This window comes from Pseudonocardia sp. EV170527-09 (genome assembly GCF_008369905.1).
Classification (GTDB): Bacteria; Actinomycetota; Actinomycetes; order Mycobacteriales; family Pseudonocardiaceae; genus Pseudonocardia.
The window spans coordinates 1-13,489 of sequence record NZ_VRMC01000073.1; the positions used below are offsets into that span (position 1 = coordinate 1).

Sequence of the window (13,489 nt, forward strand, 5' to 3'; positions counted from 1 at the left end):
TCGAGACACTGCTCAACACCGCCCACGCGGCCTGACCCACCTACCGAGATCGGGTCAACCGAACTCGGGGCAGTCCCCTTCGTCTGTCAGCCAGACTCACCGCCCCCGGACGGGACAACCTCCCTGGACATCACACCTAGGCCGCGTCGGCGGCGTCGCGCAGCGCGTTCTCCAGCACCTCGCTCAGCGCGGGGTGGATCCAGTACTGCACGTCGGCGAGGCGCTGCGCGGTCACGCCCAGCGCCATCGCCTGCACCAGCTGCTGGACCAACGTCGACGCCTGGGGGCCGAGCAGGTGCGCCCCGAGCAGCGTGCCGTCCGGGGCGACGAGGACCTTGCAGAACCCGCGCTGCTCCTCCATCGCCCAGCCGAAGGCGACGTCGGCGTACTCGTGACACCCGACCCGGAACTCCAGGCCCTCCTCCCGGCACTGCTGCTCGGTGCGGCCGACGGTGCCGATCTGCGGAGTGGTGAACACCGCGGCCGGGACGAACCCGTGGTCGACCTCGCGCAGGTCGTCGGGGTGGGCGAGGTTGTGCCCGACGACCTCGGCCTCGTGGTTCGCGACGTGCTTGAGCGGGTGCGGGGACGAGATGTCGCCCAGCGCCCACACCCCGTCGGCGGTGGTGCGGCCGTGGGCGTCGACGACGACGCGGCCGGCCTCGTCGGTGTCGATGCCGGCTCGGTCCAGGTCGAGCCGGTCGGAGTTCGGGCGGCGCCCGGCCGCGACGAGCAGCCGGTCGGCCCGCACCTCGGTGCCGTCGTCGAGGTGCAGCCGCACGTCGCCCGCAGCGCCGGTGACCCTCTCCACCGACCGTCCGGTGTGGACGGTGAAGCGCTCGCGGGCGGCGTCGGTGAACCGCGCCACGACGGTCTCGTCCATCCCGCCGAGCAGGGTGTCGGCACTCTCGACGAGCGTGACCTCGCAGCCGAGCCCGCCGAACACGTGCGCGAACTCGGCCGCGATGTAGCCACCGCCGATGATCGCCAGGTGCCCGGGCAGCTCGTCGATCCGCATGATCGTGTCGGAGGTGTCGAACGGGACGCCCGAGTCGGCGACCGGCGGCGGAACCACCGGCCGCCCGCCGACGGCGAGCACGATCCGGTCCGCGGTGAACTCCGCGGTGCCGCCGTCGGCCAGGTCCACCGCCATCGCGCGCGGCCCGGTGAACCGAGCCGTGCCGTCGTAGACGGTGCCGTGGTCGCGGCGGTGCTCGCGGCCCTCGTCGCCGATCGGGTCGAGCCGGGAGAACACCCGGTCACGGATGTCGCTCCAGCGGATCCGGTCGATCCGGGCGTCCACCCCGTAGGACGCCGCCGCGCGGACGGTCTCGGCGACCTCGGCGGTGTAGGCGAGCATCTTGGTCGGGATGCACCCGACGTTGAGGCAGGTCCCGCCGAACCGGGTCGCCTCGACGTGGGCGACGTCGAGACCGTCGAAGCGGTCGTCGACGATCGTGTTCCCGGATCCGGTGCCGACGACTGCGAGATCGTGATGGGCCACCCGCCGAGCCTAGGAAGACCGGCGCCCTCCCGCGCGTCGACGCCGGGCGGGGTCGTCACCGGGCGATCGGCGTGCGGTGCTGGCACTCTGACGGCGGCGGTGGCGCGGCGCCCCGCGGGAGGCGGCCGGTGATGACCGATCCGACGGAGGGCGCGGGGGGAGTGCCCGGCCTGTCCGCCGCGACCGAGGAGGGCGGCGGCCTGAGCCTGGAGGCGGTGCCGCACCCGTCGGGTCCGGTGGCGCTGCACGCCGTCGGCGACGTCGACCTCGCGACCGCGCCGTTCCTGGCCGAGCAGGTGGGCGACTGGCTCGCCGCGTCCCCACGGGTCGTGTTGGACCTGTCCAGGGTGGGCGTGTTCGCCTCGGCCGGGATCTCGGTGCTGCTCGACTGCCAGCACGACGCCGTCGCGGCCGGGGTGGTGCTGGAGCTGTACTGCGGCGCGGCCCGCCAGGTCCGCCGGGTCCTGCAGGTCACCGGCACGTGCGAGCACCTGCGGGTGCTCGACCCGCACCCGCCGTCGGAGACCCCCGACGGCCGCGCCCCGCTGTTCCCGGTTCCCGACTGACCCCGGTCCTCAGCCGAGCAGCTCCCGGCCGGTCCGGTGCCGGTGCAGCACCTGGACGTCGGTCGTGCCCTCCCTCAGCGACGCCGAGGTGTCGGACATGTGCTCCAGCAGTGTGTCCGCGAAGGCGATGACGGCCGGTGTGGGGGCGATGTCGGCGCGCCGCGCCAGCGCCACCGTCCGGTGGATGGCCGGGTTGAGCACCGTGCGCCGCAACCGCGGCCGCCCGATGAACGTCAGGTCCGGCACCACCGCCACCCCGGTGCCGGCCTCGACCATGCGCAGCACGGCGTCCATCTGCCCGCCCTCGACGGCGATCCGCGGCGTGACCCCGGCGACGGCGTAGGCCCGCAGGGTCACCTCCCGCAGGTCGTAGCCCTGGCGCACCATCACCAGGTCGTGCCGGGCGAGCTCGGAGACGGTCATCGACCCGCGCGGCGTCAGCGGCCTGCGTGCCCGCGGGGAGGCGACCGAGAGCCGTTCGCGGAGCAGGGGAGCGGTGTGCAGCGTCGGGTCCACCCCGTCGGGGGGCACGATCACCAGGGCAACGTCCAGCGCACCCTGGACCAGTGCCGCCTCCAGCGGCTGCGAGCCGTCCTCGGCCAGCTCGACGGCGATCTCGGGGTGCCGGGCGTGGAAGACCCGCAGCACGTCGGACAGCACGCCGATGCAGAGCGACGGCGTCGCGCCGACCCGGACCCGGCCGCTGCGCAGGCCGACCATCTCGGCCACCGTCGTGCGGACCATGTCGGAGTCGGCGAGCATCCTCCGTGCCAGTGGCAGCACCGCCTCACCGGCCGGGGTCAGCGTGACGACCGACCCGCGGTTGATCAGCGGGGAGCCCAGCTCGTCCTCCAGCGCCCGCAGCGCGCGGCTCAGGGTCGGCTGGGCGACCCCGACCTGGTCGGCCGCCCGAGTGAAGCTGCGCACGTTTGCCACGGCGACGAAGTACATGAGCTGCTGAAGTGTCACATGCATAGCCTACGGCTATGACCGGAGACCGTTTCATGCATTGGACTGCCTTACCCGTTGGTATGTCCACTGGAGGACGTGGTCACGATGTCCGAGAAGTCCCGGGCCGGCGGCGGAGCCAAGCCCGCCGCACCCCGGCGTCCGCGCACGCCCAGTGCGCTGCTGAAGTTCGTGATGGCGGTGAGCGGCGTCGTGCTGCTCGGCTACGTCACGTTGCACATGATCGGGAACCTGAAGATCTTCTTCGGTCCCGAGGCGATCGATCACTACGCGGCCTGGCTGCGCACCATCCTGGAGCCGGCGCTGCCCTACTCGGGCATGCTCTGGATCGTCCGTGTGGTGCTCGTCGTCGCGGTGGTCGCCCACATCTGGTCGGCGACGGTGCTCGCCCTGCGCGCGCGCAAGGCCCGCCCGATCAAGTACGCGGGTGGCTCCTACCAGGTCAAGGGCAGCTACGCGGCCCGCACCATGCGCTGGGGCGGCGTGATCATCGTGCTGTTCGTCGTCTACCACCTGCTCGACCTCACCGCGGGCACGCTGAACCCGAACGGCGTGCACCTCGCGGTGGCGGACAACCTCGCGGCCGACTTCACCCCCGCCCGCTGGTACGTCACCCTGTTCTACGTCCTCGCCGTCGTCGCCCTGGGCTTCCACGTCCAGCACGGCATCTTCTCGGGCATCCAGACGCTCGGGTGGTCGTCGAACAGGCGTGAGCGCACCATCAAGGTAGTGTCGACGGTCTTCGCCGCCGTGCTGACCCTCGGCTTCATCTCGGTGCCCCTCGCCGTCACGTTCGGAGTGGTCTGACCCATGACTGACGCCTCGTCCCACCACATCTCCTACGCCGACTACACGACCGGTGAGCCGGTCGTCGACAAGGCGGTCCCCTCGGGTGCCATCGAGACCCGCTGGGAGCGCCGCCGGTTCGGCGTCAAGCTGGTCAACCCGGCGAACAAGCGCTCGAAGAAGATCATCGTCGTGGGCTCCGGCCTGGCCGGCGGCTCCGCGAGCGCGACGCTCGGCGAGGCCGGCTACCACGTCAAGACGTTCTGCTACCAGGACAGCCCGCGTCGTGCGCACTCGATCGCCGCGCAGGGCGGCATCAACGCGGCGAAGAACTACCGCAACGACGGCGACAGCGTCTACCGGCTGTTCTACGACACCGTGAAGGGCGGCGACTTCCGCGCGCGGGAGTCCAACGTCCACCGGCTCGCCGAGATCTCGCGGCAGATCATCGACCAGTGCGTCGCACAGGGCGTCCCGTTCGCCCGCGACTACGCCGGTCTGCTCGACAACCGCTCGTTCGGCGGTGTGCAGGTCTCCCGCACCTTCTACGCCCGCGGTCAGACGGGTCAGCAGCTGCTCATCGGCGCCTACCAGGCGCTGGAGCGCCAGGTGAAGGCCGGCACCGTCGAGATGTACGCCCGGCACGAGATGCTGGAGCTGATCGTCGTCGAGGGACGCGCCCGCGGCATCGTCGCGCGCGACATGGTCTCCGGCGAGATCGAGGTGCACACCGCCGACGCGGTCGTGCTCGCCTCCGGCGGCTACGGCAACGTCTTCTACCTGTCGACCAACGCCAAGGGCTGCAACGTCACGGCCTCCTGGCGGGCGCACCGCAAGGGCGCGCTGTTCGCGAACCCCTGCTTCACCCAGATCCACCCGACCTGTATCCCGGTCTCCGGCGACCACCAGTCGAAGCTGACCCTGATGTCGGAGTCGCTGCGCAACGACGGCCGCGTCTGGGTCCCGAAGAGGCTCGGCGACGACCGCGGGCCGAACGAGATCCCGCACGAGGAGCGTGACTACTTCCTCGAGCGCAAGTACCCGGCGTTCGGCAACCTGGTGCCCCGTGACATCGCGTCCCGGGCCGCCAAGGAGGTCTGCGACGAGAAGCGCGGTGTCGGTCCGTCGGGTCTGGGCGTCTACCTGGACTTCGACGACGCGATCCAGCGGCTGGGCCGCAAGGCCGTCGAGAACAAGTACGGCAACCTGTTCGAGATGTACGAGCGGATCACGGGGGAGAACCCCTACGAGGTCCCGATGCGGATCTTCCCCGCCGTGCACTACACGATGGGTGGCCTCTGGGTCGACTACGACCTGCAGTCGACCATCCCGGGCCTCTACGTGGCCGGCGAGGCGAACTTCTCCGACCACGGCGCGAACCGCCTCGGTGCGTCCGCGCTGATGCAGGGGCTGGCCGACGGCTACTTCGTCCTCCCGGTCACGATCGGCGACTACCTGGCCAAGAACGAGCTCGACGCCGTCGGTGACGACGCGCCCGAGGTCGTCGAGGCCGTGCAGTCGGTCACCGACCGGATCGACCAGTTCCTGTCGATCAACGGCACCCGCACGGTGGACTCGTTCCACCGCGAGCTGGGCCAGATCATGTGGGACTACTGCGGCATGGAGCGCACCGAGGACGGTCTGCGCAAGGCGCTGGACCGCATCCCCGAGCTCCGTCGCGAGTTCTGGAGCAACGTCAAGGTGCCGGGTACCGGCGCGGAGCTCAACCAGAGCCTGGAGAAGGCCGGCCGGGTGGCCGACTTCCTCGAGCTCGGTGAGCTCATGTGTCTCGACGCGCTCGTGCGTCGCGAGTCGTGCGGCGGTCACTTCCGCGCGGAGAGCCAGACCGAGGACGGCGAGGCGCAGCGCGACGACGAGAACTTCTCCTTCACCTCGGCCTGGGAGTACACCGGCCGCGGGCAGGCTCCGGTCCTGCACAAGGAGGAGCTCACGTTCGAGTACGTGCACCCGACCCAGCGCAGCTACAAGTAAGAGGACCGACGGACATGAAGCTCAACCTGAAGGTCTGGCGCCAGCGCGACGCGGTCGACAAGGGGCGCCTGGTCACCTACACCGTCGACGCCGACGAGGACATGTCGTTCCTCGAGATGCTCGACGTGCTCAACGAGAAGCTGATCCTGTCCGGCGACGAGCCGGTCGCGTTCGACCACGACTGCCGCGAGGGCATCTGCGGCTCGTGCAGCATGGTCATCGACGGCCGTCCGCACGGCCCGCAGCGGGCGACCACCACCTGCCAGCTGCACATGCGGCACTACTCCGACGGCGACACGATCGTCATCGAGCCGTTCCGCTCGGGCTCGTTCCCGGTCATCAAGGACCTCGTCGTCGACCGCGCCGCGTTCGACAAGATGATCCAGGCCGGCGGCTACGTCTCGGTGAACACCGGATCGGCGCCGGAGGCCAACTCCAACGCCGTGCCGAAGTCCGCCGCGGACCGCTCGTTCGCCGCGGCGAACTGCATCGGCTGCGGTGCCTGCGTCGCGGCCTGCCCGAACGGGTCCGCGTCGCTGTTCCTGGGCGCGAAGCTGACCCACCTGGGTGAGCTGCCGCAGGGGCAGCCGGAGCGCTACGAGCGCGTCGTCAGCATGGTGGAGGAGCACGAGGCCGCCGGGTTCGGTGGCTGCACCAACACCGGCGCCTGCGCCACCGCCTGCCCGAAGGAGATCCCGCTCGACGTGATCTCCCAGCTGAACCGCGACTACCTCGCGGCAACGGTGGGCGGCCGCAAGAAGTAGGACGCACGGTCCCGACGGCCCGGGCCACTCCCTCCGCGGGGTGCCCGGGCCGTCGTGCGTCGTGGGGAGGAGTCGTGCAGGGGCTGCACGTCACGCTGTGCGAATCGGGTCTCCACGGCCCGTGACGTGTGAGCCACGTCTCGATGGAATGGCCAATCGCCATCCCGACGTAGATCACATGTGATCTGCGTCGTACTCTCTGGCGACCACCGCACCGTGTGCGGCGGGTGTTCACGAGGGCACGACGTCGTGTCAGGTCTCTTCGGCGTCGTCGAGACGACAGGAGCTCCCGTACGTGTCATCCACCACTGACGCGTCCACCGGTCGGGCCACCATCGCCGCGCGCACGCTGCGCACGGACCGATGGTGGCTTCCACCGCTGGCCACCTTCGTGGCGTTCGTCGCCTGGGTCGCGTACGCGACGGTGCGGGCGTTCATGCAGGACCACTACTTCGTCCCCGAGTACGGCTATCTGACGCCGTTCTACTCGCCGTGCGTCTCGACCGGCTGCGTCGAGGAGGCAGCGCACTTCGGCCGCTTCCTGCCCGACGTCTGGTGGCTTCCCTACGCGGCGGTCTCCCTGCCGTTCCTGCTGCTGTTCCGGCTGACCTGCTACTACTACCGCAAGGCGTACTACCGGGCGTTCTGGCTCTCCCCACCGGCCTGCGCGGTCGCCGAGCCGCACCGGCGCTACACCGGTGAGACGCGTTTCCCGCTGATCCTGCAGAACGCGCACCGCTACTTCTTCTACATCGCCGGGATCATCACGCTGATCAACGCCTACGACGCGGTGCTGGCCTTCGCCAAGCCCGGCGGCGGGTTCGGCCTGGGGCTGGGCAACATCATCCTGGTCGTGAACGTGGTGCTGCTGTTCGGCTACACGCTGTCGTGCCACTCGTGCCGCAGCGCCGTCGGCGGGCGGCTCAACCACTTCTCGAAGCACCCGGTCCGCTACGCGCTCTGGACCCAGGTCTCCAAGCTGAACACCCGGCACAACCAGTTCGCCTGGGCGACGCTGGTGAGCCTCGCCGTCACCGACTTCTACGTCATGGCCGTCTCCGCCGGCTGGATCAGCGACCTGCGGATCGTGGGGTGAGCACCGAGATGGACGAGCAGATCGAGCGGCACGACTACGACGTCGTCGTCATCGGGGCCGGCGGTGCCGGCCTGCGGGCGGCGATCGAGGCGCGGCTGCAGGGCAAGCGGACGGCGATCATCTCCAAGTCGCTGTTCGGCAAGGCGCACACCGTGATGGCCGAGGGCGGCTGTGCGGCGTCGATGGGCAACGCCAACCCGAACGACAACTGGAAGGTCCACTACCGCGACACCATGCGCGGCGGGAAGTTCCTCAACAACTGGCGGATGGCCGAGCTGCACGCCAAGGAGGCCCCGGACCGGGTCTGGGAGCTGGAGACCTACGGCGCGCTGTTCGACCGCACGAAGGACGGGAAGATCAGCCAGCGCAACTTCGGCGGGCACACCTACCCGCGGCTGGCGCACGTCGGCGACCGGACCGGCCTGGAGCTGATCCGCACCCTGCAGCAGAAGGTCGTCTCGCTGCAGCAGGAGGACCTCGCCGAGACCGGCGACGCCGAGGCCCGGATCCGGGTCTTCCACGAGTGCACGATCACCGAGCTGTTCACCACCGACGGCGCGATCTCGGGCTGCTTCGGCTACTTCCGCGGGGACGGCCGGTTCGTGCGCTTCGACGCCCCGGCGATCGTGCTCGCCACCGGTGGCGTCGGGAAGAGCTACTCGGTCACGTCGAACTCCTGGGAGTACACCGGCGACGGCCACGCGCTGGCCCTGCGCGCCGGCGCGACGCTGATCAACATGGAGTTCCTGCAGTTCCACCCGACCGGCATGGTGTGGCCGCCGTCGGTGCGGGGCCTGCTGGTCACCGAGTCCGTCCGCGGCGACGGCGGCGTGCTGCGCAACACCGACGGCAAGCGGTTCATGTTCGACTACGTGCCGGACGTGTTCAAGGAGCAGTACGCCACCACCGAGGAGGAGGGCGACCGCTGGTACACCGACCCGGACAACAACCGGCGCCCGCCCGAGCTGCTGCCCCGCGACGAGGTCGCCCGGGCCATCAACTCCGAGGTCAAGACGGGCCGGGGCACCGAGCACGGCGGGGTGTTCCTCGACGTGTCCACCCGGCTGAAGCCCGAGGAGATCCTCAAGCGGCTGCCGTCGATGCACCACCAGTTCAAGGAGCTGGCCGACGTCGACATCACGAAGGAGCCGATGGAGGTCGGCCCGACCTGCCACTACGTGATGGGCGGGGTCGAGGTCGAGCCGGACACCGCGATGTCGAGGGTGCCCGGCCTGTTCGCCGCCGGTGAGGTCGCGGGCGGCATGCACGGCTCCAACCGGCTCGGCGGCAACTCGCTGTCGGACCTGCTGGTGTTCGGCCGTCGCGCCGGGCTGCACGCCGCGCAGCACGCGGACCGGGGACGGCCGGCCGTCGCCGAGGCCGACGTCACCGCGGCGCTGGAGCGGGCGATGCTGCCGTTCTCCAGTGCCACCGCCGGTGGGGAGAACCCGTTCGTCGTCCAGCAGGAGCTGCAGAAGACGATGCACGAGCTCGTCGGGATCATCCGCAAGGGCGACGAGATGGAGCTCGCGCTCAAGAAGCTCGAGGACATCGCGACCCGCACCCGCACCGTCTCGGTGGAGGGGCACCGCCGCTTCAACCCGGGCTGGCACCTGGCCCTGGACCTGCGCAACATGCTGCTCGTCGCGCTGTGCACCGGGAAGGCGGCCCTGGAGCGCCAGGAGTCCCGGGGTGGGCACACCCGCGACGACTTCCCGGTCATGGACTCCGACTGGCGCCATGTGCTGCTGGTCTGCCGCGCCGTCGGAGAGGACGGCATCGAGCTGACCCGCCAGGAGCAGCTCCCCATGCGCTCGGATCTGTTCGACCTGTTCGAGATGGACGAGCTGAAGAAGTACTACACGGGAGACGAGCTGGGCGGTCACCGTGCGGACTCCGCGGAGGGGAACCAGTGAGCAGCCACCTGCACCACTTCCGCGTCTGGCGCGGCGACGACACCAAGGGCGAGCTGGTCGACTACCCGGTGGAGGTGAACGAGGGCGAGGTCGTCCTCGACGTCATCCACCGGCTGCAGGCCACCGAGGCCGGCGACCTGGCCGTGCGGTGGAACTGCAAGGCGGGCAAGTGCGGCTCGTGCTCCGCGGAGATCAACGGCCGGCCGCGGCTGATGTGCATGACCCGGATGAACACCTTCGACGACAGCGAGGTCGTCACCGTCACGCCGCTGCGCAGCTTCCCGGTGATCCGCGACCTCGTGACCGACGTGTCGTTCAACTACACCAAGGCCCGTGAGATCCCCAGCTTCACCCCGCCCGAGGGGGTCGCGCCGGGCGAGTACCGGATGGCGCAGGTCGACGTCGAGCGGAGCCAGGAGTTCCGCAAGTGCATCGAGTGCTACCTGTGCCAGAACACCTGCCACGTGGTCCGCGACCACGAGGAGAACAAGGAGGCGTTCGCCGGGCCCCGCTACCTGATGCGGATGGCCGAGCTGGACATGCACCCGCTCGACGCGCACGGCAACCGCGCCGTCGAGGCCCAGGAGGAGCACGGGCTGGGGTTCTGCAACATCACCAAGTGCTGCACCGAGGTGTGCCCGGAGCACATCAAGATCACCGACAACGCGCTCATCCCGCTCAAGGAGCGCGCGGTGGACCGCAAGTACGACCCGCTGGTGTGGCTGGGGGACAAGATCTTCCGTCGCACCGGGAGCTGAACGTGTCCCCGCACCCCGGCGACGGCCGTCGCACCTGCCGCACGGGGTGCGGGGACCGCGCCGGAGGTGCGACGGGCCGCTCAGCCCTCCATCGACCGGCGGATCTCGGCGAGCCGCTCGGCCGCCCTGCGCTCGCGTTCGGCGAACGCGTCGTGGGCCTGCGCGGCGTGCACGTCGCCGCCCGCGAGCTCTTCGGCGGCGGCCGCGGTGGCGGCGCGTCCCTCGATGCGGTCGCGGACGTAGGAGAACGTGGGGACGCCGTCGTCGGTGTAGTCGGTCACCGGCTCGACCGGGTCGGGCACGGCGGGGTCGGCAGGCTCCGGGTCGGGGACGGCGGGCAGGCGGGTCGGATCGGTCATCGGGCCTCCTCGGTTCCGCGGTCGACGGTAGGCGATGAGAACGCCGCTCGCGGACGGTCCACACCGGTGTGACGACCTTCGCGCTGGTCCCCGGGGCGGGGACCGACACCTGGTACTGGGGCCCGCTGGAACGGGAGCTGACCCGGCGCGGCCACCGCGCCGTGCCGGTCGAGCTGCCCTGTGACGACGACGCCGCCGGACTGGAGGACTACGCCGACGCCGTGGTGGCCGCGGTCGAGGGTGCCGAGGACCTGGTGGTCGTCGCGCACTCCTTCGGCGGGTTCAGCGCGCCGCTGGTGTGCGACCGGATCGCGGTGCGCGAACTCGTCCTGGTGACGGCGATGGTGCCGCAGCCGGGCGAGTCCGCGGCGCAGTGGGGCGCCGCGACCGGCTCCGGTGCGGCGCTCGCCGATCAGGCCGCGCGCGACGGGCGCGACCCCGACGACGTCGTCGGTCTCTTCTACCACGACGTCGACGAGGCGGTCGCGAACGAGGCGCTGCGGCACGAGCGCGACCAGTCCGCGACGCCGTGGGACCAGCCGTGGCCGCGGGAGTCCTGGCCGGACGTGCCGACCCGGTACCTGCTGTGCCGCGAGGACAAGCTGTTCCCGGCCGCGTTCGTCCGGACGATGCTCGCCCGCCGGCTGCGCGGCGTCGTGCCCGAGATGGTGTCGGGCGGACACCACCCGATGCTGTCGCACCCCGGAGAGCTCGCCGCGGCGCTGCTCGGCCGCTGAGGACGGTCGCCGAGGACGGCCCCCGAGGGCGGGGGCCGGTGGCAGGCGATGATGACGCGGTGACGCGCACACGGATCCGGGAGCTCGTGGTGGTGCACGACGCGGCCTGTGCGCCGTGCTCGCGGATCGCACAGGAGCTCCCGGGCTGCGTGCGGGTCCGGGTCCGGGCGCGCTCCTGCCGCGAGCCGCGGCTGGCCGAGATCTACCCGAGCCTCCCGGCCGCCGTCGCCGGGTGCCGGACGCCCGCGGTCGGTGTGCTCCGCACCGACGGGCAGGTCCGCTGGTGGACCGGGATGAGCGGGGTCGTCGGCCTGGCCCCGGTCCTGCGACCCCGGGCACTGCCGGCCGCGGTGCGCCTGCTGCGCGCGGCGGTGACGGCAGGTCGATGATCGTGTTCCGTCCCCGGAACGAGGAGGCCCCGCTCGTGGACACCGCCCCACGCCCGCTCGACCACGGCCCCGGCCTGCTGTTCTGCCCCGGCAACCGGCCCGACCGGTTCGCCAGGGCACTCGCCGCGGCCGACGCCGTCATCCTCGACCTGGAGGACGCGGTCGGCCCGGACGACAAGGACGGCGCCCGTGCCGCCGTCGTCGACGCCCTGGCGGAGCTGGACCGCACCCGGGTGGTCGTCCGGGTCAACCCGCCCGGCACCCCCGCGCACGACGGCGACGTCGCCGCGCTGGCCGCCCACCCGGACCTCACGCTGATGCTGCCGATGGCGACGAGCGCCGTCGCGGTGGAGGCACTGGCTCCGCACCCGGTGATCGCGCTGTGCGAGACCGCGCACGGGGTGCTGGAGGCGCCGTCGATCGCGCGGGCGACGAACTGCGCGGGCCTGATGTGGGGCAGCGAGGACCTGCTCGCCGACCTGGGCGGACGCACCGGGCGCGCGTCCGGCGGTGGCTACGGCCCGGCGCTGACCGAGGCCCGCACCCGGATCCTCTACGCCGCGCGTGCCGCGGGCCTCGACCCGGTCGACACCGTGCTGACCGACATCGCGGACACCGACACCCTGCTCGCCGACACCCTCGACGCGGCGGCCGCGGGGTTCGCGGCGAAGGCCTGCATCCACCCGTCGCAGGTGGAGGTCGTGCGCCGCGGGTTCCGGCCCACCGACGCCGAGGCCGAGCGCGCCCGCGCCCTGCTCGCCGAGGCGCAGCGGCACCCCGGGGTGTTCCGGTTCGGCGGGGAGATGGTCGACGCGCCGGTGCTCGCCCGGGCCAGGGCGGTCCTGCGCCGGACCGAGGCATAGACGGCGTCCATGGCAGAGCTCGGAAGCATCGATCGCGCGACGGGACTGAGCGTCGGTCCGGCGACGCTGTACCGGACATGGACATCACCACACTGGCCGGACAGGACCTGCTGATCGTCGGCGGCGGCTCGGGCATCGCCCGCGCGCTCGCCGCCGACGCCGTCGCCGAGGGGCGACGGTCACCCTCGCCGGGCGCGACCCGCAGCGGCTCGCCCCGGTCGCGGCCGCGGTGGGCGTCGCCACCGCCCGGATCGACCTGACCGACGAGGCGAGCATCGCTGCCTTCGCGGCGGCCTCGGGGCCGCTGGACCACGTCGTGTCGCTCGCCGCCGCACCCGCGAACGGGCCGGTCGGCGAGCTGGACCGCGACGCCGTCCACACCGCGTTCGACGCGAAGGTCATCGGCCCGCTGCTGCTCGCCAAGCACCTCGCCCCGGTCGTGCGCGGGTCGTTCCTGCTGTTCTCCGGCGTCGCGGCCTGGCGCCCGGCGCCCGGCCGCTCGGTGATGGCGACGACCAACGGCGCCGTCGCGTTCCTCGCCGAGGCGCTGGCCGTCGAGCTCGCCCCGGTCCGGGTCAACGCGCTCTCGCCCGGCATCGTCGACTCCGGCCAGTGGGATCGGCTCGGCGACGGCAAGGACGCCTTCCTCGCCGCCACGGCCGCGGCCAACCCGACGCGGCGCACCGGCACCCCGGCCCAGCTGTCCGCCGCGGCCCGGTCGCTGCTCACCAACCCCTTCGTGACCGGCACGACCCTGCACGTCGATGGCGGTGGCCGGCTGGCCTGACCG

14 protein-coding genes and 1 pseudogene are annotated in these 13,489 nt (G+C 71.7%); 12 read left to right on the forward strand and 3 right to left on the reverse strand.

Annotated elements, in window-relative coordinates; genetic code table 11:
- Positions 1 to 136 precede the first annotated feature (136 nt).
- Positions 137 to 1,504 (reverse strand): mycothione reductase, encoded by a 1,368-nt coding sequence (locus FVA95_RS20585; RefSeq protein WP_149665637.1) that lies wholly within the window; start codon positions 1,502 to 1,504, stop codon positions 137 to 139.
- A 131-nt stretch (positions 1,505 to 1,635) separates the two neighbouring features.
- On the opposite strand from FVA95_RS20585, the gene FVA95_RS20590 reads away from it, so the two are divergent.
- Positions 1,636 to 2,070, forward strand: coding sequence for an STAS domain-containing protein (locus FVA95_RS20590; protein ID WP_149665638.1), 435 nt, complete (start codon positions 1,636 to 1,638; stop codon positions 2,068 to 2,070).
- Positions 2,071 to 2,079: 9 nt separating this feature from the next.
- Here FVA95_RS20590 and FVA95_RS20595 read toward each other — a convergent pair whose 3' ends face one another.
- Positions 2,080 to 3,039, reverse strand: a complete 960-nt coding sequence (locus FVA95_RS20595) for a LysR family transcriptional regulator (RefSeq protein ID WP_043278006.1) — start codon at positions 3,037 to 3,039, stop codon at positions 2,080 to 2,082.
- An 87-nt stretch (positions 3,040 to 3,126) separates the two neighbouring features.
- Between FVA95_RS20595 and FVA95_RS20600 the strand changes: the two genes are divergently transcribed.
- The 6 genes from FVA95_RS20600 to FVA95_RS20625 all read left to right on the forward strand — a co-directional run bounded on the left by FVA95_RS20600 (position 3,127) and on the right by FVA95_RS20625 (position 10,351).
- On the forward strand, positions 3,127 to 3,846 hold the full coding sequence (locus FVA95_RS20600; protein ID WP_082375760.1) for a succinate dehydrogenase cytochrome b subunit: 720 nt from the start codon (positions 3,127 to 3,129) through the stop codon (positions 3,844 to 3,846).
- A gap of 3 nt (positions 3,847 to 3,849) precedes the next feature.
- Positions 3,850 to 5,817: a fumarate reductase/succinate dehydrogenase flavoprotein subunit gene (locus tag FVA95_RS20605; protein ID WP_149665639.1), complete on the forward strand. Its 1,968-nt coding sequence runs from the start codon at positions 3,850 to 3,852 to the stop codon at positions 5,815 to 5,817.
- A gap of 14 nt (positions 5,818 to 5,831) precedes the next feature.
- Complete coding sequence (locus tag FVA95_RS20610) at positions 5,832 to 6,581, forward strand: succinate dehydrogenase/fumarate reductase iron-sulfur subunit (protein WP_020623678.1); 750 nt, start codon at positions 5,832 to 5,834, stop codon at positions 6,579 to 6,581.
- Positions 6,582 to 6,876: 295 nt separating this feature from the next.
- Positions 6,877 to 7,677, forward strand: a complete 801-nt coding sequence (locus FVA95_RS20615; RefSeq protein ID WP_149665640.1) for a hypothetical protein — start codon at positions 6,877 to 6,879, stop codon at positions 7,675 to 7,677.
- A gap of 8 nt (positions 7,678 to 7,685) precedes the next feature.
- Positions 7,686 to 9,593 (forward strand): fumarate reductase/succinate dehydrogenase flavoprotein subunit, encoded by a 1,908-nt coding sequence (locus tag FVA95_RS20620; RefSeq protein WP_149665652.1) that lies wholly within the window; start codon positions 7,686 to 7,688, stop codon positions 9,591 to 9,593.
- Positions 9,590 to 10,351 carry a succinate dehydrogenase/fumarate reductase iron-sulfur subunit gene (locus FVA95_RS20625; protein WP_020623681.1) on the forward strand — a complete coding sequence of 254 codons (762 nt, stop codon included), beginning with the start codon at positions 9,590 to 9,592 and terminating at the stop codon, positions 10,349 to 10,351. The genes FVA95_RS20620 and FVA95_RS20625 overlap by 4 nt, the downstream gene beginning before the upstream one ends.
- Positions 10,352 to 10,431: 80 nt before the next feature.
- Here FVA95_RS20625 and FVA95_RS20630 read toward each other — a convergent pair whose 3' ends face one another.
- The gene (locus FVA95_RS20630; RefSeq protein ID WP_164514888.1) at positions 10,432 to 10,710 is read right to left on the reverse strand and encodes a hypothetical protein; all 279 of its coding nucleotides are present in this window, start codon (positions 10,708 to 10,710) and stop codon (positions 10,432 to 10,434) included.
- A 68-nt stretch (positions 10,711 to 10,778) separates the two neighbouring features.
- Between FVA95_RS20630 and FVA95_RS20635 the strand changes: the two genes are divergently transcribed.
- The 5 genes and pseudogenes from FVA95_RS20635 to FVA95_RS20650 form a co-directional block, all read left to right on the forward strand.
- Positions 10,779 to 11,447, forward strand: coding sequence for an alpha/beta fold hydrolase (locus FVA95_RS20635; RefSeq protein ID WP_149665641.1), 669 nt, complete (start codon positions 10,779 to 10,781; stop codon positions 11,445 to 11,447).
- A gap of 59 nt (positions 11,448 to 11,506) precedes the next feature.
- Positions 11,507 to 11,836 (forward strand): hypothetical protein, encoded by a 330-nt coding sequence (locus FVA95_RS20640; protein WP_149665642.1) that lies wholly within the window; start codon positions 11,507 to 11,509, stop codon positions 11,834 to 11,836.
- A 2-nt stretch (positions 11,837 to 11,838) separates the two neighbouring features.
- A complete protein-coding gene (locus tag FVA95_RS20645) occupies positions 11,839 to 12,699 on the forward strand; it encodes a CoA ester lyase (protein ID WP_240051629.1) in 861 nt (286 codons plus the stop codon).
- Between the two features lie 77 nt (positions 12,700 to 12,776).
- Positions 12,777 to 12,959, forward strand: coding sequence for a hypothetical protein (locus FVA95_RS33105; RefSeq protein ID WP_240051630.1), 183 nt, complete (start codon positions 12,777 to 12,779; stop codon positions 12,957 to 12,959).
- Positions 12,920 to 13,486, forward strand: a pseudogene (locus FVA95_RS20650) (SDR family oxidoreductase); the annotation flags it as partial. The gene FVA95_RS33105 and the pseudogene FVA95_RS20650, both read left to right, overlap by 40 nt.
- Positions 13,487 to 13,489 lie beyond the last annotated feature (3 nt).